The sequence below is a fragment of the Fuscovulum blasticum DSM 2131 genome, from assembly GCF_003034965.1.
Lineage (GTDB): Bacteria > Pseudomonadota > Alphaproteobacteria > Rhodobacterales > Rhodobacteraceae > Pseudogemmobacter > Pseudogemmobacter blasticus.
Genome location: NZ_PZKE01000008.1, coordinates 112,274 through 132,959 on the forward strand (window position 1 = coordinate 112,274; position 20,686 = coordinate 132,959).

Below are 20,686 nucleotides of genomic sequence, written 5' to 3' on the forward strand. Positions count from 1 at the left end.
CGTCTTACTCGGCCGTCGGGGTCACGTCCTGCCGCAGCTTGCCGGTTTCGGAATAGATCAGGATTCGCCCCGTCTGGGTGACCACGGCATACCAGCTTTTCCCGAAGGTCACCGCCGCCGCCGTCTCGCCTTGCGGCAGCACCACGGTCTCGGGCAGTTTCGGCGGGCCTGACATCACCTGCGGCATCCGGGTGACAAGCAGCCAGACCACGGTTATGACAGCGCCGATCATGGACAGGGTGAGCAGGATCACCAGCCATTTCAGCAGGCGGAGCGAGGGCGGAAGCGGACCCTCTTCAGGAGCGGCCATGGCGGATGTGCCTTTCGAAGACGACGAAGACGCCGGGGCGCCGGACGAAAACGGGGTGCTGACCGTGACCCTTGGCCCCGATGCCCCCGCCCGCCTTGATAAGGCGCTTGCGCTTGCGGTGCCAGAGGAGGCGGTGCTGTCCCGGTCGCATCTGGCCAGACTGATCGAATCCGGTGCCGTCAGCCGCGGGGCCGAGGTGGTGCGTGACCTGAAGGCCAAGGCGAAGCCGGGCGAAGTCTGGACCATCCGCCGCGCGCCCGCCGAAGAGATCGAGGCGCGGCCCGAGGCGATTGCGCTGGTGGTGGTGCATGAAGACTCCGACCTGATCGTGATCGACAAGCCCGCCGGCATGGTGGTTCACCCTGCGCCGGGGTCGCCCAACGGAACGCTGGTCAACGCGCTGCTGCACCATTGCGGCGACACGCTGTCCGGCATCGGCGGGGCCCGGCGGCCCGGCATCGTGCACCGGATCGACAAGGATACCAGCGGCCTTCTGGTGGTGGCCAAGACCGACCGGGCGCATCAGGGGCTGGCGGCGCAGTTCGCCGCGCACACAGTGACGCGGCATTACATGGCCGTGGTGCATGGCGTGCCCCAGGCCGCCGACCCGCGCCTGCGCGGCACCCGCGGTGTCAGCGCCGAAGCCGGCGGCATCCTGCGCATCGCCACCAACCTGGCCCGCCACCGCACCGACCGGCAGCGGCAGGCCGTGGTCTGGCCGCCCGAGGGGCGCCATGCCGTGACGCGCTTCCGCGTGGTTGAGGACTTTGCCGATCAGGCGGCGCTGGTTGACTGCTGGCTGGAAACCGGCCGCACCCACCAGATCCGGGTGCATCTGGCCCATGCCGGCCATGGGCTGCTGGGCGATCCGGTCTATGGCGGCAAACGCACGCTGTCGGCCAAGGCGCTGGGGCCCGAAGGGGCTGCGGCCGGCATGGCCTTTCCGCGGCAGGCGCTTCATGCGGCGACGTTGGGGTTCGATCACCCCGCGACCGGCGCGCGGCTGGATTTCGCCGCCCCCCTGCCACCGGACATGGCCGCCCTGATCGCGGCGCTTCGCAGCGGCGCCTGACGGTCTGCCGCAACGTCCTTGCGATCACGCTTATGCCACATCTTGTAACCTGAGCGTGAAAATCCTAATATGAGGTCGCGCCGGCCTCGCCGGTCATGGAGTCGGAGTTACCGCTCGCCCCTGCTGCCCCAGGGGCATAACCGGACCGAGAAGCCTTTGTCGAACGGGTGACAGGCGCCTGAACGACCGCCGCCTTCGGGCCGGAAAACCGCTCAATCCCCCCTCAATCTCTGCTCTTGGTGGTCATCCATGATCCACGATCCCGTCCGTCTTGCGGACCAGCCGTCCTTGCCGCTGTTTGACGAAGAAGCCCTCGACATCGCCGATTACCTTCGGTCAGAGGGCGACACGCAGTCCGACATTCATGAGGACGAAGCCGGGCGACAAGGCTTCGCCGCCCTGACCATCGGCGCCATCGGCGTGGTATATGGCGATATCGGCACGTCCCCGATCTACGCCTTCCGCGAGGCGCTGAAAGCCACCGGCGTGGCCCAGCCCGGCCCGCCCGAGGTGCTGGGCATCCTGTCGCTGCTGATCTGGACGCTGATCCTGATCGTTACCGTGAAATATGTGTTTGTCCTCTTGCGGGCTGACAACCGCGGCGAAGGCGGGATTCTGGCGCTTTACACGCTGGTGCGGCTGGCCACCGGCAGGCGGTCTATTCCGATCCTGATGCTGGCCATTGCGGGGGCTGCGCTGTTTGCGGGCGATGCCGCGATCACGCCGGCAATCTCGGTCCTCTCTGCGGTCGAGGGGATGGATCTCGTCCTGCCGGCGCTGGAAAGCTATATCCTGCCCATCACCATGGGGATTCTGGTCGCGCTGTTCTTCGGCCAGCGCCGGGGCACCGCCAGCGTGGCGCGGCTGTTCGGGCCGGTGACGGCCGTCTGGTTTCTGGTGCTGGCGGGCCTTGGGCTGTGGCACATGACCGAAACGCCCTGGGTCGTTTCGGCCTTCAGCCCGATCTGGGGCGCGCAGTTCCTGGTCAACCACACCGGCGTGGCCTTCGTGGTGCTGGGGGCGATCTTTCTGGCAGTCACCGGGGGCGAGGCGCTTTATGCCGACCTGGGCCATTTCGGGCGCAAGCCCATCATGGCGGCCTGGTTCGCGCTGGTGCTGCCGGCGCTGGTGCTGAACTATCTGGGGCAGGGTGCCCTGGTGCTGGCCCATCCCGAAAGCGCCGAAAACTCGTTCTTCGCCATGGCGTCCTCCTCGCTGCTGCCCTTCCTGGTGGGGCTGGCCACGGCGGCCACCGTCATTGCCAGCCAGGCGGTGATCTCTGGCGCGTTCTCGATGGCGCGGGGCGCGGCACAGCTTGGGTTCCTGCCCCGGCTGCGCATCGTTCACACGGCCGAAGGTCAAAGCGGCCAGATCTACATCGGGGCGGTCAACTGGCTGCTTCTGGGCGGCGTGCTGTGGCTGGTGCTGGCGTTCCAGTCCTCGGGCGCGCTGGCCTCGGCCTATGGCATTGCCGTGACCGGCACCATGGTGCTGACCACCGTGCTGGGGGTGCTGTATCTGATCCGCTCGGGCCGGCTTTCCGCGCCGGTGGCGATCCTGCTGGCCGCGCCGGTGGCGGTGATCGAATGGGTCTTCCTGGCCTCGAACCTGACCAAGATCCTGGACGGCGGCTATGTGCCCCTGCTTGCGGCGCTGGCGGTCGGGCTGGTGATGTGGGCCTGGTGGCGCGGGGTGCAACTGGTCAAGGCGCGGATTCACAAGCTGGCGGTGCCGGTGTCCAGCTTCGTCCGCGCCATGCGCGGATCGTCGGTCAACGTGATTCCCGGCACGGCCTTCTTCCTGACGGGCGACCCGGACATCGTGCCCTCGGCCCTGCTGCACAATCTCAAGCACAACCGGGTTCTGCATGACCAGACCGTGTTCCTGACGGTGGAAACCCTGCGCGTGCCCTATGCCACGGCGGAAGAGCGGGCCAGCGTCGAACATCTGGGCGGCCCGTTCCTGCGGGTGACGCTGCGCTTTGGCTTCATGGAAACGCCGAATGTCAGCCGCGCCATGGGCCATGCCCGCAAGGCCGGGCTGAAGTTCGATGTGATGACCTCGACCTTCTTCCTGGGCCGCCGCCGTGCCGTGGCCACCGGCAAGGGGTTCGAACTGCTGATGGACCGCTTCTATGTCGTCCTGTCGCGCTTTGCCGCAGATCCGACCGATTTCTATCACCTGCCGCGCGACCGGGTGGTCGAACTGGGCGAACGGGTGGCAATCTGATCCGATAGAAACGATCAGGTATTCTGACAATCGCGTGAGAGATGTGTCACAGCCCTTGGCCCCTGGCGGCCAAGGGCGCATCTTTGACCAAGGGTTCCGGGCCATGCCGTATTGAAACGGGGGACTCCGGGCCTTAGGTTACGCGATCCGATCCCGGGGGCTGATGGCACCGGGACCAAGAAAGGGGGGCAGAATGAGCACCTATGCAAACCTACCGGCACCCAGTCCCGAGCAGGGGCTGAACCGCTACATGCAGGAAATCCGCAAGTTTCCGTTGCTGGAGCCGGAAGAAGAATACATGCTGGCCAAGGCCTGGGCGGAACGCCAGGACCCGCAGGCCGCGCACCGGCTGGTGACCAGCCACCTGCGTCTGGCAGCCAAGATCGCCATGGGCTACCGCGGCTATGGCCTGCCGCAGGCCGAGGTGATTTCCGAGGCCAACGTCGGCCTGATGCAGGCGGTCAAGCGCTTCGATCCCGAACGCGGCTTCCGCCTTGCGACCTATGCGATGTGGTGGATCCGCGCCGCGATCCAGGAATACATCCTTCGGTCGTGGTCCCTTGTGAAGATGGGCACCACCAGCGCGCAGAAAAAGCTGTTCTTCAACCTGCGCAAGGCCAAGGCCAAGCTGGGCGCGCTGGAAGAAGGCGACCTGCGCCCGGAAAACGTGGCCCAGATCGCCAAGGATCTCAGCGTTACCGAGACCGAGGTGATCGAGATGAACCGCCGCCTGTCGGGCGGCGATGCCTCGCTGAACGCCACGGTCGGCAGCGATGGCGAAGGCGCCACGCAATGGCAGGACTGGCTTGAGGACGAAGACAGCGATCAGGCCGGCGCCTATGCAGAAAAGGATGAACTCGACATCCGCCGCGAGCTGCTGGCGCAGGCCATGTCGGTGCTGAACGACCGCGAAAAGGACGTGCTGATGCAGCGCCGCCTGGCGGATGAGCCGGTGACGCTGGAAGAGTTGTCGGAAAGCTACGGCGTCAGCCGTGAGCGTATCCGCCAGATCGAGGTGCGCGCCTTTGAAAAGCTGCAGGCGAAGATGCGCGAACTGGCCCGTGGCAAGGGCATGGTCGTGCCGGCCTGACGACCGCGCCTTCGGGTTCAGGTGTGGCGGTGGGGCGATCCGCACCGCCACACCGCGCCACCTGCCCAGCTTGATCGGTTTGCCTGCAATCTGGCCTTTGACGGGATGACGCCGCGTGGCGCGCAGCCGCATCCCGCCTTTTTGAATTGCCCGTCCGCCCCGCAGCCGATAGAGGCCGGGGCAGGGGGAACGCGCCATGAAGATGACCGACACCTTTCTCAAACCGATGCACCCGGAAGGCTACAAGTTCGTGGCCGCCTTTGCGGCGGCAACGCTGGTGCTGTTCTGGATCTGGGACCCGCTGGGCTGGATCGGCCTTGGGCTGACGGTCTGGTGCTACTATTTCTTCCGCGACCCCAAGCGCGCGGTGCCGCAGAACGCGGGTCTGCTGGTCAGCCCCGCCGACGGGGTGGTCAGCCTGATCGGCCCCGCCGTGCCGCCCGAAGAGCTGGGCCTTGGTCCGGCCCCGCTGATGCGGGTCAGCGTCTTCATGTCGGTGTTCAACTGCCATGTGAACCGCGCCCCCATTGCCGGCAAGGTGACGGCGGTGGCCTACCGGCCCGGGCTGTTCCTGAACGCTTCGCTTGACAAGGCATCGGCGGATAACGAACGCAACGCGCTTGCCATCGAGATGGCCGATGGCCGCAAGATCGCCGTGGTGCAGATCGCCGGCCTGGTGGCCCGCCGCATTGTCTGCTGGACGAAACCTGGCCAGACCCTGCGCACCGGCGAACGCTTCGGCCTGATCCGGTTCGGCAGCCGGCTGGATGTCTATCTGCCCGACGGGATCGAGTTGCAGGTTGCGCTTGGCCAGACCATGGTGGCCGGCGAAACCGTGATCGCCTCGCTGGGCGCGCAGCCGCCCGCCCGGGCCGCCCGGATGGAATAGCCGATGGACGACATCACCCCCGAAGAGCGTGACGACCAGCAGCTTCTGATCCTCAAGCTGCTGCCGAACCTGATCTCGATTCTGGCCCTGTGTTCGGGCCTGACGGCAATCCGGTTTGCCGTAACCGGCTATATCAGCCTTGCCGTGTTCCTGATCGCCCTTGCGGCGGCGCTGGACGGGCTGGACGGGCGGCTTGCGCGGATGCTGAAAAGCGAAAGCGCCATCGGGGCGGAACTGGATTCGCTGTGCGATTTCGTGAATTTCGGCGTGGTGCCGGGGCTGGTCCTGTATCTTTGGGGTCTGCGGACCGAGGTCAACATGGGCTGGATCGCCGTGCTGGTCTATGCGGTCTGCTGTATGCTGCGGCTGGCGCGGTTCAACGTCGGCAGTCGCAAGGCCGAACCGGCCGAACGCACTGTCTTCATCGGCGTGCCGTCACCCGCGGGCGCCATGCTGGTGCTGCTGCCGATCTACCTGTCGCATGTCACCGCGTTTCACCTGCCCGCCCTTGCCGTTGCGGCCTGGATGGTGGGCATCGGCGCGCTGATGATCAGCCGCGTCCGCACCCCCAGCCTCAAGCGGGTGACCATCGCCGCCTCGCTGGCGCCGTTCGCGCTGGTCGGGGCCGTTGCGGTGATCGCGGCCCTGATCACCTACCCATGGGTCACGCTCCTGGCGCTGTCGCTGGTCTATCTGGGGGCGATCCTGTCGCTGGCCATTGGCCTGACCGGCCGCAAGGTGACCTGACGACGCAGGCTTGCCCGTCGCGGCGACACGTCCTAGGTTCCTCCTCTACCTGAGGGGGAGACAGGCGATGAAGACCATCCGTTGGGGCATTCTGGGCGCGGCACGGTTTGCCCGCCAGCATATGGCGCCGGCCATCCATGCTGCGGAAGGTGCCGAGCTGGTGGCCCTGGCCACATCGGACCCGGCCAAGGCCGAGGGGTTTCAGGCCTTCTGCCCGGGCTTGCGGCGGCATGACAGCTATGACGCGCTGCTGGCGGACCCGGCGATCGACGCCGTCTACATCCCGCTGCCCAACCATCTTCATGTCGAATGGACGCTGAAGGCCATCGCCGCCGGCAAGCATGTGCTGACCGAAAAACCCATCGCGCTGCGGGCGGGGGAAATTGACCAGTTGATCGCGGCGCGCGACCGGGCGGGTCTTCTGGTGGCCGAGGCCTACATGATTGTCCATCACCCGCAATGGCAGCGCGCGCGTGACTGGATTCAGGCGGGCGAGATCGGCGAGATCGTCCATGCCGATGCGCAGTTCAGCTTCCGCCTGACCGACATGGACAATATCCGCAACCGCCCCGAAGCAGCGGGCGGGTCGCTGCGCGACATCGGGGTCTATACCTTCGGATCGGTCCGCTTCGCGGCGGGGGCGGAACCCGACCGGATCGAATCCCGGCTGATCCGCGACAATGGCATCGACAGCTTCGCCCATGTCTTCGGCACCATGAAGCCCGCCAATGCGGCCCTTGGGGCAGGGTTCACCTATGCGTCGACAACCTCGATGCGGGCCTACAACCGCCAGGTTGTCACCGTGCAGGGCACCAAGGGCATGGTCCGTGTTGAAGGCGGACCGTTCAACGCCAACATCAACGATCTGGCCAGGGTCGAGCTGCATGTTCAGGGCAACCGTGTCATCACGGATCGCTTTCCCGGCCTGAACCAGTATAAACTTCAGGTTGAGGCCTTCGGTCGTACGGTTCGCGAAGGTGCGCCCTATGACTGCCCGCTTGAGTTCAGCCGGGGAACGCAGGCCATGATGGATCGGGTATTCGATGTCGCAGTGGACTTTGCCGTCTGAAATCGTAGAACCACGCAAGGACCGCGGAACCGGGGGCCTCTGTCCGTCGCTTCCGTTCCGCATTGTGACATGCCTTTGCAGGGTAAGAGGTCAGCCGTGGCCGAAGTAACGTCTTGCACGACAAGCAGCGGGGGCGATGGAACCGCGCGGCAAACGCCCTTTTTCGGTGGTGACGAAAGAACGACGGCGGCCATTGCCGCCGAAGTGATCCATCGCGTTGCCGAACAAGCCCGCGAAAGCCGTTCGGCCAGGGCCCGGGTTTCGCCGGCCGAGATCGAGGATCTGGCGCAGGCCCTGCTGTTGCCCGATGAGGGGGTGGCAGCCGGGCTTGTGCGCGACAGCCGTCTGCGTGGCCTGTCGCCTGATGACCTGTATCACGGGCTGGTGGCGGGGGCGGTCAAGGTGATCGGCAGCGCCTGGGCGAATGACGAAATCGTCCTGACCGATGTGGTGCGCGCGTCAACCCGCGTCTGGGGCATCATGCGCGACCTGCGCGAAGCCTTTGTCCGCGTCACCGATCAGGTGCCCGGCCAAAGCGCGGTGTTCGCGCTGTGTCCGGACGAATGTCACACCATCGGCATGACGATGACCGCCGACGACCTGCGCCGCCGGGGATGGAACATCGAGCTTCTGGTTGGCTATGACCGCGCCTCGCTTGTGGAACGGCTTGAGGCGATGGCCCCCGCCACCGTGGCGCTAGCCGGCACGATGACCGATCTTGCCCTGCCCCTGGCGCGGACAGTGGTGGCGTTGCGCGCGCAGTTGCCCAGCGTCTGGGTGATGATCGGGGGCGATATAACCCGGACGGTTCCCGACCTGCTGGCGGCGACCGGGGCCGATGCCGTGGCAAATTCCGCCGATGAGGCCGAAGTGCTGATGCTGGCCCGCATGGCCGATCTGGCCGCGCGCCGGGCAAACCTGATCTGAGCCTAGTCGGGCAGCGTTTCGGCCAGATAGCGCATCATGTTGCCGCCCATGATCTTGGCGATGGTCGCCTCGGTCATGCCCTTGCGCAGCAGCGCATCGGTCAGGCTGGCCAACTGGCCCGAGTCCAGCGGCGTGGTCACGGCCCCGTCGAAATCGGACCCGAGCGAGACATGATCCTCGCCCAGCAGGGCCGCGGCGGCGGCGATGCTGTCGGCGATGGCATCGACCGTCTTGCCGCAGGTCACCTCTTCCCAATAGCCGATGCCGACCAGCCCGCCGCTGGCCGCCACCCCCTGCAGGATGTCATCGGCAAAGTTCCGGGGGCTTTCGCAATGCGACCGGATGCCGGTGTGGCTGACGATCGGCCGCGCGTCGGGAAGCGCCAACACCTCGCGCGCCATCGCGGGCGAGGCATGGGCCAGGTCGATCACCATCTGATGCGCGATCAGGTAATCCACCACCTCGTGGCCAAAGGGCGTCAGCCCGGCGCCTTCCGCCCCTGCCTCGCCATGCAGCGACCCGCCCAGTTCGTTGTCGAAGAAATGCGTCAGCCCGATCAGGCGGAATCCGGCCGCCCGCATCCTGTCCAGATTCTCGATGCGGCCCGCCAGCGCATGAGCGCCTTCCGCCCCCAGCAGGCCCCCCACCACCGTGGCCCCCGCGGCCCGGTCGGCCAGCAGCCGGGCCAGATCGCCCTTGGTCAGGATCACCCGCAACTCCTCGGGCGCGGCCTCGGCAGTGGCCGTCAGCGCCTCGGCCTGCACCAGCGCGCGTTCGGACAGATCGAACCAGCTTCGCAACGGGCGGGCCTGCGCGATGAAGAGCAGGGTGATGTTGTCCCCGGCTTCGGCTGAATTGTGTTCGTAATTCTGGCCCTTGGGGCTTTTGGTGACGGTGGTGAACACCTGCAGCGCCACGTTCCCGTCGCGCAGGCGGGGCAGATCGACATGGCCCCGGTCCGACCTTTGCCGCAGGTCACGGTCCCACAGCAGCGCGTCGGAATGCCAGTCGCCGATCACCAGCCGCTTGTGCAGCGCCAGCGCCGCCTCGGACGGGGCCGGTGCGCCGGGCAGGGTGGCGTTCTGCCCACGTTCAGCCATGCCGGGCGCAATGCCGAAGAACCCCGCCGCCCCGGCGACGACAACCACACCCGCGCCGATGGCAAACTTGCGTTTCCAGCCCATGCGATCCTCCCTGATCCGGCCGTCAGGCTAACGGCGCCCGGCAGGCGAGGCAAATCGCGACGTAACGTCAGACATCCAGGGGCAGGAACAGGATATGCTGCTGCCCCCTGTCGCCACCATGATAGATCCCGCCGTCATCGCGCCACCCGGCCTTGAGATAGCCCGCCCGTGCCCGGGTATTGCGCAGATTGACCGTCAGCACCAACCGGCGGAAGCCGGGATAGGACGCGCGCACCAGATCGGGCAGGGCGGTCAGCAGCGCGCGGCCGATGCCGCGCCCCTCATGGGCGGGATCGACCAGAACCCCGCGCAGCCCCAGATCGCCCGCGCGGGCAAAGTCATGGCGCGGTGCGTCGGCATAACCGCGGTCCAGCTTGAACATGCCGACCACCGCGCCGTCCTCCTCGATGGCATAGAGGTCCAGCAGGGGGTCGGTCTCCGCTGCGGCATAAGCCCCGTCGCGGACAAAGGTTTCTTGCCCCGGTGCGGGCCGCAGATGCGCCACCCGCCGCCTTTCGGCGGCGGACAGGGCGACCAGACGGATCACTCCAGCGCTTCCAGCTCGTCGATGAAGCCCGCGATCATGTTCAGCCCCTTGTCCCAGAACGACGGGTCCGACAGGTCCAGCCCGAAGGGGGCCAGCAATTCCTTGTGGTGCTTCGACCCGCCCGCCTTGAGCATCTCGAAATACTTGTCCTGGAACCCCGGCAGCCCGGATTCGTAGGCCGCATACAGCGCGTTCACCAGCCCGTCGCCGAAGGCATAGGCATAGACGTAGAAGGGCGAATGCACGAAATGCGGGATGTAGGCCCAGAAGGTTTCATACCCGTCCATGAAGTCGAAGGCATCGCCAAGGGACTGCGCCTGAACGCTCATCCACAGGGCGTTGATGTCGTCGGGGGTCAGCTCGCCCTCGGCCCGTGCCGCGTGCAGCTTGCATTCGAAATCGTAGAAGGCGATCTGGCGCACGACCGTATTGATCATGTCCTCGACCTTGCCGGCCAGCAGGGTCTTCTTCTCGGCCGGGGTCTTCGCTTCGTTCAGCAGCTTGCGGAAGGTCAGCATCTCGCCGAAGACGCTGGCCGTCTCGGCCAGGGTCAGCGGCGTGGCCGACAGCAATTCGCCCTGACCCGCCGCCAGCACCTGATGCACGCCGTGGCCCAGTTCATGCGCCAGCGTCATCACATCGCGCGGCTTGCCCAGATAGTTCAGCATCACATAGGGATGGACGGTCGTCACGGTGGGGTGCGCAAAGGCCCCCGGCGCTTTGCCCGGCTTGACCCCCGCATCAATCCAGCCCTTCTTGAAGAACGGCGCCGCCAGATCCGCCATCCGCGGATCAAAGGCCGCATAGGCCTCGGTCACCGTCTTTTCGGCGCTGGCCCAGTCCACCGTCTTCGGCGTCTCGATCGGCAGCGGTGCGTTGCGGTCCCAGACCTGCAACCTGTCCAGCCCCATCCATTTCGCCTTCAGCCGGTAGTAGCGGTGCGACAGTTTCGGATAGGCGGCCACCACGGCATTGCGCAGTGCCTCCACCACCTCGGGCTCGACATGGTTCGACAGGTGGCGGCCGTATTGCGGGCTGGGCATCTTGCGCCAGCGGTCGTGGATTTCCTTTTCCTTCGCCAGCGTGTTGTGGACGCGCGCGAACAGCTTGATGTTGCGGTCAAAGACCGCCGCCAGTGCCCGCGCCGCCGCCTCTCGCCGGGGCCGTTCCGGGTCGGTCAGCAGGTTCAGCGTGGCTTCCAGGTTCAGCTCTTCCGGCTCGCCTTCAACCGCGAACATCAGCCCTGCCATGGTCTCGTCGAACAGCTTGTTCCAGGCGCTGGCCCCGACCACGCTTTCGTCATGCAGGAACCGCTCCAGCTCGTCCGACAACTGGTGCGGCCGCATCGCCCGCAGCCGGTCGAACACCGGCCTGTAGCGCGCAAGATCGCCATTCGCCGCCAGCAGCCGCGCCAGATGGTCATCGTCCAGGCGGTTGAACTCAAGGCTCCAAAACACCAGCGCGGTCGTGGCATCGGTCACCCGGCCCTCGGCATCGGCCATGAACTTGGCCCGCTCGCTGTCCATGGTGTTCTGATAGTAGCGCAGCCCGGCATAGGACATGATCCGCCCGGCGGTCACGTCGATCTGCTCATAATCCTGCACCGCCTTCAGCAGCCCCGCCGCATCCAGCCCGGCCAGCTTGCCTTCATAGGTTGCCGCGAACGCGGCGCAGGCCTTCCCCAGCCACTCCATGTCGGCGGCGAATTCCGGTGCGTCGGGCGCCTTGTAAAGATCGGTCAGATCCCATTCGGGCAACTTCCCGAAGCCCCCGCCAGAGGCATTGGCATCGAAGACAGGGCGGGACAGGGGAAGGGTCATCGCGGAATTCCTTTGATCGGCGTTGTCCGTCATCTAGGCGCGCGACCCGCCTGCCTGCAACCCTTCTGCCCTTTCATCTGTCTTCAAATATCCTCGGGGGGTGCGGGGGGCAGACGGCCCCCCGCCGCCGCCAGCAAGGCGCGCAGCGTCTCGATGGTGTCGATCTCGACCGCCGGCTTGTCGCGCCGCCAGCGGACCATGCGCGGAAACCGCAAGGCAATGCCGCTCTTGTGGCGCGGGCTTTCCTGAATCCCCTCGAAGGCGATCTCGAACACCAGCTCCGGCGGCACCCGCCGCACCGGGCCGAAGCGTTCCAGCGTGTGCCGCTGCACCCAGGCGGTGATTTCGGCGAACTCGGCATCGCTCAGCCCGGAATAGGCCTTGGCAAAGGGCACCAGCGCATCGCCATCGCGGACGGCAAAGGTGAAATCGGTGTAAAGGTTCGCCCGCCGCCCGTGACCGGCCTGCGCATAGACCATCACTGCGTCCACACTGAACGGGTCGAGCTTCCACTTCCACCAGTCGCCCCGCTTGCGCCCGCCGACATAGGCGCTGCCCGCGCGTTTCAGCATCAGCCCTTCTGCCCGGTGGTCGCGGGCGGTGACGCGGGCGGCGGTCAGCGCGGCCCAGTCGGAAAAGGCCAGCAGCGGCGATGTGGCCAAGGGCAGGTCTGCGGGCAGGCCCGCCAGCAGCGCCTCAAGCCGGGCGCGGCGGGTGGCAAGGGGCAGGGCGCGCAGGTCTTGGCCCCCCGCTTCCAGCAGGTCATAGGCAAGCAGCCGCGCCGGTGCCTCGTGCAGCAGCACCTTCGGCACCGTCTTGCGGCCGATCCGCCGTTGCAGGGCGGCAAAGGGTTGCGGCTGGCCGGTCGTCGTGTCCCAGGCCAGCACCTCGCCGTCGATCACCGTGCCTGCGGGCAGGAAGTCCGCCAGTGGGGCAAACTCGGGAAAGCGGTCGGTGATCAGTTCCTCGCCCCGGCTCCACAGGGCAAAGGCGCCGGGGCGGGCAACCAACTGGCCACGAATGCCATCCCATTTCCATTCTGCGCACCAGTCCGAAGGGGCACCCAACCCGTCCGGGCCGCCTTCCAGCGCCGAAGCCAGCGCAAAGGGATAGGGCCGGCTGTCCGGCCCCTCTGCCGCACGTTCAACCAGCGCGGCAAAGCTGGTGCGGGCGGGTTCCCAATCGCCCATCAAGGCATGGGCGATCTCGGCTTCGGGGCGCCCGGTCGCCTGCGCCAGCGCGCGGGTCATCAGCCCCTGGCTGACCCCCATGCGGAACCCCCCGGTCAGAAGTTTGGTGTAAAGGAACCGCTCGGTCGACGGCAGCGTGGCCCAGGCCGACAGGATCGCCGCGCGCCGCGCCTCGGCGGGCTGGCCGGTCAGCGCGATCAGCCCCGACATGGCCAGCGACAACGCCGGAGGTGGGGCGGCGGTTGCGGGTGGCGGCAGGATCAGGGCGATGGTCTCGGCCAGATCGCCGACCACGGCATAGCTTTCCTCGAACAGCCAGTCCGCCACACCCGCCGCCTCGGCCGCCCAGAGGCGCAATTCGGTGGAGCTTGCCGCCCGCCGCGGCCGCCGCCCGGACAACAGCGCGATGGTCCAGACCCGATCCGCTTCGGGGGCCGTGCGGAAATACTCGGCCAGCGCCGCCGTCTTGGCCGCCGTTGACGATGTGCCGTCCAGAGCGGCGAACAGGGCGGCAAAGGCCTTCATGCCCCGTCCCCCGTGGCATCGTCGCCCAAGAATTCGGTCTGCAGCGTGTCGGCCTGCAGGCCAAGGTCGCGCAAGGCACGGGCGAAGGGTTCGGTATAGCCATGGGTGGCACGAACGCGACCGGCCCCGGTGGCGCGGACGGCGGCCAGCAGCCCGTCCCAGTCGGCATGGTCCGACAGGGCAAAGCCGGTGCCCAGGCCGCGGCGGCGGCGGATGCCGCGCACCGCCATCCAGCCCGAGGCCATGGCTTCCTCGGCCGGTTCGAACCGGCGTGCCCATGGGGTGGCCAGCGCCGAGGGCGGCGCCAGCACCAGCGCGCCGGGATGGGTCTTGCCGGTGATGTCCGGGGTGACGCGGGTCGTCTGTGGCAGGGCATAGCCCTGGGCGCGCAGGATCTGGTTCACCTCCTCGACTGCGCCATGGGTCAGGATCGGCCCCAGCGGCGGCAGCGCGGCCAGCAGTCGCTGCGCCTTGCCAAAACTGTAGGCCGCCAGAAGCGAGGTCTTGCCGGCGGCTGCATTGGCGGCCCACCAGCGGGCGATCTCGGCCACGGTTTCCATCTGCGGGCGCCAGCGGAACACGGGCAGGCCGAAGGTGCATTCGGTGATGAAAGTGTGGCAGGTCACCGGCGCGAAGGGTTCGGCCAGACCGTCGGGTTCGGTCTTGTAGTCGCCCGAGACAACCCAGACCTCGCCCCGGTGTTCCACCCGGATCTGGGCCGAGCCGGGAACATGTCCGGCCGGGTGGAAAGACACGGTAACCCCGTTGATCGACAGGGGCTGGTCATAGGGCAGGGTCTGGGCGGTGATCGCGCCAAGCCGATGGCGGATGACAGGCAGGGCCTGCGGGGTGGTCAGATAGGCCGCCATGCCGGGGCGGGCGTGGTCGGAATGGCCATGTGTCACCAGGGCGCGGGAAACCGGGCGCCAAGGGTCGATGTGGAAATCCCCGTCCGGGCAGTAAAGCCCCTGGGGCGTCAGGGTCAGCAGGTCGGCGGCCATCATGGAAAGGTAGCATGGGGCCGGTCGCCCGCAAGGGCGCCGGCAGACGGGCTGTCAGGCTTGGCGCAGGCGGGCGGCAATGGTATCGGGCACGGCCCCTTCCGCGCCGGAGACTGCCGATGCCGACTGCCCTGCCGCCCGCCGATCCGCGTCCCATCCTTGCCGTGCTGGCGGTGGTGATCCGCGATGGCAAGGCCCTGCTGGTGCAACGCGCAAACCCGCCGGATGCAGGTCTGTGGGGTTTTCCGGGCGGCAAGGTGGATCTGGGCGAAACGCTGCTGGCCGCGGCCGAGCGCGAGTTGCTGGAAGAAACCGGCGTCGTGGCCCGCGCGCTTCGGGTGTTCGATGCGCTGGATGCCTTTGATCACGATCCGGACGGCCGCTTGCGGCGGCAGTTCGCGCTGGTGGCCGTGATCTGCGACTGGCAGTCGGGCGAGCCGGTGGCGGCGGACGATGCGCTTGCGGCGCGTTGGGTTGCGCTGGACGACATGGAAGCCCTGGCCCTGAGTGCGGATGTCGCCAGTCTGGCGCGGCGGGTTGCCGGTCTGACGCCTGCCTAGGCCGGCAGAAGCCGCCGGATACGGTCGCGCCACGCTTCGGCCTCGGCCAGTGAATGATAGCAGGCGGCGTCCAGCGGACGACCGTTCGGCAAGCGCAGCCGCAGGATCGGAACATCGCCATCCTCGGACGGGCGGACGAACACCTCGGGCGGGGCAAGCGCGGACAAGGGAAAGTGGTCGCAGCGGTGCCCCAGCGGGCCGCGCAGGACGCGGGTGGCAAGGCCGGTCTGTGGATCAAGCCGCAGCTCCGCCACGCCCACAAGGGCCAGCCGCAGGAAGAACCCGCCCAGACTGACGGTGGCGACCACGATCCCGCCCACCAGCAACAGATGGGAAACGGGTGTTTCCCGCGTGACGTTCACAACGAATATGGCCGGAAGGATCAGGCCGATGCCAAGCGCCAGAACCAGTGCGAAAAGCCGCAACTCCGGCGTGGGTGGCGCTTCGCGGAAAAGGATTGTGGGGCCGTCGGTGGTCAACATGCGCCAGAGAGTCATAAAATAAAGGAGGCAATATCGGGGCAATTGCATAATACGGGTTCAGTCTTGCATGGTTTTTCTGCGCTGTCCCCGGATTTCGGTGTTTTTCGTGTGTTTTTCGCCGTGGCCGCGCTGTGAGGGCTTCACAGCGGCGAAAGCCGCGCCTAGCTTCTGTGTAACCTGTGCGGAGTCGTCCCGATGCCCAAGCTGATCCGTCTTTACATCCAGTCCGTCGCGATCGGCTTTGGTCTTGCCGCCGCCTTTGCCGGCGTTCTGGTCTGGCAGGATGTCATGGGGGTGGGCCGGCTGATCCTTGGGTCGGACATGGGCCTTGTCGCCTTGGTCATGCTGATCGTGTTCAACGGGATCATCTTTGCCGGCGTGCAGTTTGCCCTGCGGGTGATGATGATGGCCGAAAGCGACGACGGCCCGAAGGGCGGCCTGCGTCAGCATGTGGCGCCGATTCCGGTGCGTGTTGTGGTCCCGGCCCCGGCGAAGGGCGCCGCCAAGCGGCGCTGAACCCCGGGCCGTTTCTCGGCCTGATCACAGTTCTCGACATCTCTGTAGCGATTTATTGCCGTTCGTGACCTGATACGCGGCGGGTCGGCGGCTGCCGGTCCATGGCCCCTGATCCGGCATGGCCGTTTGACACCGCCTGTCGTATTTCGGCGGACTGTCCTGATTGAATGGTGTCCGAATGGAACTTCAACTGATCCGCAGCTTTGTCGAAGTGGCTGCTTCCGGGTCTTTCGCCGCCGCATCGGAACGGCTTTTTGTCACGCAATCCGCCGTCAGTCTGCGCATCCAGCGTCTGGAAGAGCAGATGGGGCGCCCGCTGTTCCTCCGCTCGAAGGATGGCGTCACGCTGACCGCGGCGGGGCGCGAATTCCGCAGCTTTGCGCTGACCATCCTGCGCAACTGGGAACAGGCCCGCCAGCGCGTCAGTGCCGCCGAAGAGGCAAGCGCCTCGTTCGCGGTCGGGGCGCAGGCAACCTTGTGGCCGCGTTTCGGCTTTCGCTGGTTTGACCGGCTGCGCCTGGCACGGCCCGACCTGTCGCTGCGTGCCGAAATGGGCCAACCCGACGCGCTGGCCCAGATGGTGCTGAGCGGGACAGTGCAGGTGGCCTTGTCTTATGCGCCGGTGGTGCGGGCCGGTCTGCGTACCGAACCGCTGATGGAGGAACAACTGGTGATGGTTGCCCCCTGGGAAGGCGCGAGCATCGGCGAACTGGCCGGGCGCTATGCCCTGGCCGACTGGGGGACCGAATTCATGCGGGCGCATGAAGAGGCATTGCCGCAGTTGCACGATTGCCGGCTGGTGCTGGCGCTGGGGTCCGTCACGGCACAGTTCATCCGCTCACGCCCCTTCGCAGCCTACCTGCCGGCACGCTATGCCAAGCGGTATGTCGATCAGGGACGCCTGCATCTTGTGTCCGACGCGCCGGTCTTTGCCCATTCCGCATGGTCGATCTGGCGCGAAGACATCGGCGGGGACTTGCTGGATGTTGCACAAGGGACACTGGCCGAGGTCGTGGCGCAGGCCGAAGAGGACACAGCCGAGCTGCTGGACATGATCTGAGGCTGTTTTCTGCAATCGCGAGAAAGGGCCGGAAATCAGGCGTTTCCGGCCCTTTCCTTTTGCTTCGGCACGGCTTCGGGTGAAATTTGACGGAAAATCAAGGCCATGTGCCACGAGTAATTCTGGACGATGTCTCAAGTTTGCCAAATGTTCCGTTCCCGCCGCAAGCGATTAGATCAGCTCCATGCAAGCCAGACGGATGATCCGACTGGCAGCAGCTGTGAATAGGAGTTGCGATGAAAAACGTTTCGCTTCTGGCAACCGCTTCGATCCTGGCCGTCTCGCTGGCCGTTCCCGCCTTCGCGCAAAGCGATCTGGTCGGGATCTCGAACCTGGATGACCGCATTGATGACATTGAACGCGATGTGGCCGATGACATGGCCCGCGCGGAAGACGCCGCCCGTTTCGGCAGCCCGGAATCCCGTCAGGGTCTGAGCGGCAGCGCCTCGCTGGGCTACTCGGGCAAGACCGGCAACAACGAGTCGCAAGACCTGTTGCTGGGCCTGCGCATCCGTCACGGGGCCGGTCCGCTGGTGCAGACCATTGGCGCGGCGCTGGACTATTCGGAAACGGATGGCAGCGCGACCAAGAAGGACGTGTTCGCGATCTATGACGTGAACTACTACTTCACCGATCACGTCTATGGCTTCGTGCTGGGTCGTATCCAGTCGGACGGCATGGCGGACGAGCTGACCGCGACCGAACTGGCCGATGGCGTCACGCTGGCCGACAAGGTCAAGCATGACGGCTTCCTTGGCTTCGGTCCGGGCTACCGCATCGTGAACACCCCCGACATGGCCTGGCGCGTTCAGGCCGGTATCGGTGTGAGCTACCTGGAATACGGCGATGGGCGTTCGGAAACCGAAGGGGCCGGCATTGTGTCGTCGCGCTTCTTCTACAAGATCAACGACAACGTGTTCCTGACCAATGACACCGACATCCTGAACTCGGATTCGGCGCTGCGGGCCAACAATGACTTCGGTGTGAACTTCAAGATCACCGACGCGATCTCGACCCGGATGAGCTACCTGTCGGAATACAACGACAGCCGGGCGATCAAGACCGATAACAAGCTGGGTATCTCGGTCGTCTTCGGCTTCTGAGAACAGCCTTCACGGATGCAATGAGCACCTCGGGGCGGAGCAATCCGCCCCTTTTTTCATGTCCATGTCGGCTAGGGTGGCGGGCCCGCAGCAACCGTGGGTGGTCGTGGTTTTCCCGAGAGCCAGAGGTCTCAGGTGGGCGCCAGATACCGAGGCCAGGACCCCGGCAGAGCCAGCCCCCGTTCGCTTGCTTATCGGCCACTGGAAAATGGACCCCAACACGCGAAGAGCAGCACCCGCCTCCGCAAGATGTAGGGCGCGGGGGGGCATGGCGCAAGCGGCGTCAACGCCAGCCCGGCGGGGCTGGACAGATGTTCACCTTTAGTTCATCTTTTTGCCATGGACAGCGAGACCGATATTCTTCCCGCCCTGCCGGGGCAAAGGCTGCAACGCGGCGTGGCGCGTGGCCTGCGTGCCCTGGGCTTTGCCTGTGTCGAGGAGATGGTTCTGGCCACCGGCCTGCGCGTGGACATCATGGCCCTGGGGCCGAAGGGCGAGCTTTGGGTGGTCGAGTGCAAATCCTGCCGCGACGATTTCCGCACCGACCGCAAGTGGCAGGGCTATCTGGACTATTGCGACCGTTTCTTCTGGGCGGTCGATGCCGATTTCCCGGCCGACCTGCTGCCCGAAGGCACCGGGCTGATGCTGGCGGATGCCTATGACGCCGAAATCCTGCGGATGGCGCCGGAAACGCCGCTGGCCGGCGCGCGGCGCAAGGCCATGACGCAGGCCTTTGCCCGCCATGCGGCGCTGCGCTTGCAGGCGCTGCGCGATCCGATGGGCGCGGCGGGCGAGGGGCGGCTTTAGACTGCCTCAGTGCCCCGTCAGGCGGTTGCCCAGTCCAGCCAGCCACGAGGGCGCGGTGACACCCGGTCGCGCCTCGGCCCGGTCGGCGGCATTCAGCAGCGCATACATGCCATGGACCCCCAGCCAGCGCAGCGGCTCGGGCTCCCATAGCCTGGTCTTGCGGTTGACCCAGGGCAGGCGGGTCAGGTCGGTTTGCCGGTCCAGCACCAGATCGGCCAGCGTGCGCCCCGCCAGGTTCGAGGTCGAGACGCCGACGCCGACATAGCCGCCCGCCCAGCCGATGCCGGTGGCGCGGTCAAAGCCGGTGGTGGCGCACCAGTCGCGCGGCACCCCCAGCACACCGCACCAGGCATGGGCAATGCGGAACTGCCGCGTTACGGGGAAGTGCCGATGCAGGATCGCCACCAGCCGCCGGATCGTTTCGGCGTCGGGGGCGCCGTTGCTGTCCAGCGAAGAGCCGAAGCGATAGGGCACGCCCCGGCCGCCAACGGTGATGCGGCCTTCGCGGGTGCGCTGGCAGTAGCAATAGGCATTGGCGAAATCGCCAACGATCTCATGCCCGTCCCAGCCGATTTCCGCCCAGACCTCGGGCGGCAGTGGCTCGGTCGCGATCTGGGCCGAATTCAGCGGCAGCCAGTCCCGCCGCAACCCGGGCAGGCCGGCGGTGAAGCCCTCGGTGCAGCGCAGGATGGCGCGGGCGCGGACAATGCCATGATCGGTTTCCACCCGGCCCGGATGCAGGGCGGTGACGGTGGTGCCTTCGAACAGGCGGACGCCGGCGCGTTCCACCGCCTTGGCCAGCCCGCGCACCAGTTTTGCCGGCTGCACGCGGGCGACATTGGTCACCACCATGGCGCTGACCGCGCCCGGAATGTTCAGGCGGGCCCGGGTTTCCCCTGCGCCGATCTCGAACACGCGGTCTTCCTCGCCCCAGCGGCGGCGGTGGGCCACTTCCTCGGACAGGCGCACCGCCTGCGCGGGGTTGACCGCGACCATCAGCTCATCGGTGCGGCGGATGTCGGCGTCGATCCCCTCGGCCTCGGCCACGCGGATCACCTCATCCACGGTGCCGTTCATGGCGGCGACCATGGCCCGAACACCATCGGTGCCGCCGGTTTCGGCATAGCGGGCGTGGTTCCAGGCAAAGCCGCCCGTCAGCCAGCCGCCGTTGCGCCCCGAGGCGCCGAAACCGGCAAATTCTTTCTCAAGCACGATGATGCGCAGCGAAGGATCGGCCTGTTTCAGATACCAGGCCGACCAGAGGCCGGTATACCCGGCGCCGATGATGCAGACATCCGCCTCGGCATCGCCGGGCAGGGCGGGGCGGCGGGCGGGAAGGCCGATATCGGCATACCAGAAGGAAACGTCGCCCACCCGATCCGGTTGCATGGCACCCCCGCAAGGTTCTGGTGGGCCCGGAGGGACTCGAACCCCCAACCAAGGCGTTATGAGCGCCCAGCTCTGACCATTGAGCTACAGGCCCACGCTGCCGACTTGGGTAGCAGATGCGGCCGAAGGGTCAAGTCGAAGGGGCGGAAACGCCCGGGGACTGCGCCGC

At 66.7% G+C, this 20,686-nt stretch carries 20 protein-coding genes and 1 tRNA gene; 12 read left to right on the forward strand and 9 right to left on the reverse strand.

All coding sequences use genetic code 11. From position 1 onward, the window contains the following. Window positions 1-4 precede the first annotated feature (4 nt). Window positions 5-310, reverse strand: coding sequence for a DUF6476 family protein (locus tag C5F44_RS10095; RefSeq protein WP_107673409.1), 306 nt, complete (start codon window positions 308-310; stop codon window positions 5-7). Between C5F44_RS10095 and C5F44_RS10100 the strand changes: the two genes are divergently transcribed. From C5F44_RS10100 to C5F44_RS10130, 7 genes are all read left to right on the forward strand, one after another. Then, entirely contained in the window at window positions 309-1,382 is a 1,074-nt protein-coding gene (locus C5F44_RS10100; protein WP_107673410.1) for an RluA family pseudouridine synthase, read from the forward strand. The genes C5F44_RS10095 and C5F44_RS10100 overlap by 2 nt on opposite strands. A 249-nt stretch (window positions 1,383-1,631) precedes the next feature. Further along, window positions 1,632-3,611, forward strand: a complete 1,980-nt coding sequence (locus tag C5F44_RS10105; protein WP_107673411.1) for a potassium transporter Kup — start codon at window positions 1,632-1,634, stop codon at window positions 3,609-3,611. 193 nt (window positions 3,612-3,804) lie between these two features. Beyond that, a complete protein-coding gene (gene rpoH, locus C5F44_RS10110) occupies window positions 3,805-4,701 on the forward strand; it encodes an RNA polymerase sigma factor RpoH (RefSeq protein ID WP_107673412.1) in 897 nt (298 codons plus the stop codon). 196 nt (window positions 4,702-4,897) lie between these two features. Next, window positions 4,898-5,590: a phosphatidylserine decarboxylase gene (locus C5F44_RS10115; protein ID WP_107673413.1), complete on the forward strand. Its 693-nt coding sequence runs from the start codon at window positions 4,898-4,900 to the stop codon at window positions 5,588-5,590. 3 nt (window positions 5,591-5,593) lie between these two features. Beyond that, a complete protein-coding gene (pssA, locus tag C5F44_RS10120; protein WP_107673414.1) occupies window positions 5,594-6,337 on the forward strand; it encodes a CDP-diacylglycerol--serine O-phosphatidyltransferase in 744 nt (247 codons plus the stop codon). 67 nt (window positions 6,338-6,404) lie between these two features. Then, a complete protein-coding gene (locus C5F44_RS10125) occupies window positions 6,405-7,406 on the forward strand; it encodes a Gfo/Idh/MocA family protein (RefSeq protein ID WP_107673415.1) in 1,002 nt (333 codons plus the stop codon). A 96-nt stretch (window positions 7,407-7,502) separates the two neighbouring features. Continuing rightward, on the forward strand, window positions 7,503-8,333 hold the full coding sequence (locus tag C5F44_RS10130; RefSeq protein WP_181318245.1) for a cobalamin B12-binding domain-containing protein: 831 nt from the start codon (window positions 7,503-7,505) through the stop codon (window positions 8,331-8,333). 2 nt (window positions 8,334-8,335) lie between these two features. On the opposite strand, the gene C5F44_RS10135 is transcribed toward C5F44_RS10130, so the two are convergent. The 5 genes from C5F44_RS10135 to C5F44_RS10155 form a co-directional block, all read right to left on the reverse strand. After that, window positions 8,336-9,517 (reverse strand): dipeptidase, encoded by a 1,182-nt coding sequence (locus C5F44_RS10135; protein WP_107673417.1) that lies wholly within the window; start codon window positions 9,515-9,517, stop codon window positions 8,336-8,338. A gap of 67 nt (window positions 9,518-9,584) precedes the next feature. Next, window positions 9,585-10,064: a GNAT family N-acetyltransferase gene (locus tag C5F44_RS10140; RefSeq protein ID WP_181318246.1), complete on the reverse strand. Its 480-nt coding sequence runs from the start codon at window positions 10,062-10,064 to the stop codon at window positions 9,585-9,587. Next, window positions 10,061-11,884: a M3 family oligoendopeptidase gene (locus tag C5F44_RS10145; RefSeq protein ID WP_107673472.1), complete on the reverse strand. Its 1,824-nt coding sequence runs from the start codon at window positions 11,882-11,884 to the stop codon at window positions 10,061-10,063. Before C5F44_RS10145 ends, C5F44_RS10140 begins: the two co-directional genes overlap by 4 nt. 83 nt (window positions 11,885-11,967) lie before the next feature. Further along, a complete protein-coding gene (locus C5F44_RS10150; protein WP_107673419.1) occupies window positions 11,968-13,599 on the reverse strand; it encodes an ATP-dependent DNA ligase in 1,632 nt (543 codons plus the stop codon). Next, complete coding sequence (locus C5F44_RS10155; RefSeq protein ID WP_107673473.1) at window positions 13,596-14,600, reverse strand: ligase-associated DNA damage response exonuclease; 1,005 nt, start codon at window positions 14,598-14,600, stop codon at window positions 13,596-13,598. Before C5F44_RS10155 ends, C5F44_RS10150 begins: the two co-directional genes overlap by 4 nt. 119 nt (window positions 14,601-14,719) lie before the next feature. Between C5F44_RS10155 and C5F44_RS10160 the strand changes: the two genes are divergently transcribed. After that, on the forward strand, window positions 14,720-15,160 hold the full coding sequence (locus C5F44_RS10160) for an NUDIX hydrolase (RefSeq protein ID WP_107673420.1): 441 nt from the start codon (window positions 14,720-14,722) through the stop codon (window positions 15,158-15,160). On the opposite strand, the gene C5F44_RS10165 is transcribed toward C5F44_RS10160, so the two are convergent. Next, the gene (locus C5F44_RS10165; RefSeq protein ID WP_107673421.1) at window positions 15,157-15,642 is read right to left on the reverse strand and encodes a hypothetical protein; all 486 of its coding nucleotides are present in this window, start codon (window positions 15,640-15,642) and stop codon (window positions 15,157-15,159) included. The two genes, C5F44_RS10160 and C5F44_RS10165, sit on opposite strands and share 4 nt — an antisense overlap. 195 nt (window positions 15,643-15,837) lie before the next feature. Here C5F44_RS10165 and C5F44_RS10170 point away from each other — a divergent pair, with 195 nt between their 5' ends. The 4 genes from C5F44_RS10170 to C5F44_RS10185 all read left to right on the forward strand — a co-directional run bounded on the left by C5F44_RS10170 (window position 15,838) and on the right by C5F44_RS10185 (window position 19,128). Further along, the gene (locus tag C5F44_RS10170) at window positions 15,838-16,158 is read left to right on the forward strand and encodes a hypothetical protein (protein WP_107673422.1); all 321 of its coding nucleotides are present in this window, start codon (window positions 15,838-15,840) and stop codon (window positions 16,156-16,158) included. A gap of 178 nt (window positions 16,159-16,336) precedes the next feature. Further along, window positions 16,337-17,218, forward strand: coding sequence for a LysR family transcriptional regulator (locus C5F44_RS10175; RefSeq protein WP_107673423.1), 882 nt, complete (start codon window positions 16,337-16,339; stop codon window positions 17,216-17,218). Window positions 17,219-17,454: 236 nt separating this feature from the next. Beyond that, window positions 17,455-18,321, forward strand: coding sequence for a DUF481 domain-containing protein (locus C5F44_RS10180; RefSeq protein WP_107673424.1), 867 nt, complete (start codon window positions 17,455-17,457; stop codon window positions 18,319-18,321). A 339-nt stretch (window positions 18,322-18,660) separates the two neighbouring features. Continuing rightward, the gene (locus tag C5F44_RS10185; protein ID WP_107673425.1) at window positions 18,661-19,128 is read left to right on the forward strand and encodes an MmcB family DNA repair protein; all 468 of its coding nucleotides are present in this window, start codon (window positions 18,661-18,663) and stop codon (window positions 19,126-19,128) included. A 6-nt stretch (window positions 19,129-19,134) separates the two neighbouring features. Here C5F44_RS10185 and C5F44_RS10190 read toward each other — a convergent pair whose 3' ends face one another. Together C5F44_RS10190 and C5F44_RS10195 are read right to left on the reverse strand one after the other, a co-directional pair. Beyond that, on the reverse strand, window positions 19,135-20,517 hold the full coding sequence (locus tag C5F44_RS10190; RefSeq protein WP_107673426.1) for an NAD(P)/FAD-dependent oxidoreductase: 1,383 nt from the start codon (window positions 20,515-20,517) through the stop codon (window positions 19,135-19,137). Window positions 20,518-20,535: 18 nt separating this feature from the next. Further along, window positions 20,536-20,611: transfer RNA gene (locus tag C5F44_RS10195), tRNA-Ile, on the reverse strand. Window positions 20,612-20,686: the final 75 nt, after the last annotated feature.

What these genes read in the sequence shown, in the direction of transcription:
- C5F44_RS10100 (WP_107673410.1), top strand. Translation starts at nt 309, where the DNA reads ATGGCGGATGTGCCTTTCGAAGACGACGAAGACGCCGGGGCGCCGGAC.
- C5F44_RS10095 (WP_107673409.1), bottom strand. Translation starts at nt 310, where the DNA reads ATGGCCGCTCCTGAAGAGGGTCCGCTTCCGCCCTCGCTCCGCCTGCTG.
- C5F44_RS10105 (WP_107673411.1), top strand. Translation starts at nt 1,632, where the DNA reads ATGATCCACGATCCCGTCCGTCTTGCGGACCAGCCGTCCTTGCCGCTG.
- rpoH (WP_107673412.1), top strand. Translation starts at nt 3,805, where the DNA reads ATGAGCACCTATGCAAACCTACCGGCACCCAGTCCCGAGCAGGGGCTG.
- C5F44_RS10115 (WP_107673413.1), top strand. Translation starts at nt 4,898, where the DNA reads ATGAAGATGACCGACACCTTTCTCAAACCGATGCACCCGGAAGGCTAC.
- pssA (WP_107673414.1), top strand. Translation starts at nt 5,594, where the DNA reads ATGGACGACATCACCCCCGAAGAGCGTGACGACCAGCAGCTTCTGATC.
- C5F44_RS10125 (WP_107673415.1), top strand. Translation starts at nt 6,405, where the DNA reads ATGAAGACCATCCGTTGGGGCATTCTGGGCGCGGCACGGTTTGCCCGC.
- C5F44_RS10135 (WP_107673417.1), bottom strand. Translation starts at nt 9,517, where the DNA reads ATGGGCTGGAAACGCAAGTTTGCCATCGGCGCGGGTGTGGTTGTCGTC.
- C5F44_RS10145 (WP_107673472.1), bottom strand. Translation starts at nt 11,884, where the DNA reads ATGACCCTTCCCCTGTCCCGCCCTGTCTTCGATGCCAATGCCTCTGGC.
- C5F44_RS10150 (WP_107673419.1), bottom strand. Translation starts at nt 13,599, where the DNA reads ATGAAGGCCTTTGCCGCCCTGTTCGCCGCTCTGGACGGCACATCGTCA.
- C5F44_RS10155 (WP_107673473.1), bottom strand. Translation starts at nt 14,600, where the DNA reads ATGGCCGCCGACCTGCTGACCCTGACGCCCCAGGGGCTTTACTGCCCG.
- C5F44_RS10160 (WP_107673420.1), top strand. Translation starts at nt 14,720, where the DNA reads ATGCCGACTGCCCTGCCGCCCGCCGATCCGCGTCCCATCCTTGCCGTG.
- C5F44_RS10165 (WP_107673421.1), bottom strand. Translation starts at nt 15,642, where the DNA reads ATGTTGACCACCGACGGCCCCACAATCCTTTTCCGCGAAGCGCCACCC.
- C5F44_RS10170 (WP_107673422.1), top strand. Translation starts at nt 15,838, where the DNA reads ATGCCCAAGCTGATCCGTCTTTACATCCAGTCCGTCGCGATCGGCTTT.
- C5F44_RS10175 (WP_107673423.1), top strand. Translation starts at nt 16,337, where the DNA reads ATGGAACTTCAACTGATCCGCAGCTTTGTCGAAGTGGCTGCTTCCGGG.
- C5F44_RS10180 (WP_107673424.1), top strand. Translation starts at nt 17,455, where the DNA reads ATGAAAAACGTTTCGCTTCTGGCAACCGCTTCGATCCTGGCCGTCTCG.
- C5F44_RS10185 (WP_107673425.1), top strand. Translation starts at nt 18,661, where the DNA reads ATGGACAGCGAGACCGATATTCTTCCCGCCCTGCCGGGGCAAAGGCTG.
- C5F44_RS10190 (WP_107673426.1), bottom strand. Translation starts at nt 20,517, where the DNA reads ATGCAACCGGATCGGGTGGGCGACGTTTCCTTCTGGTATGCCGATATC.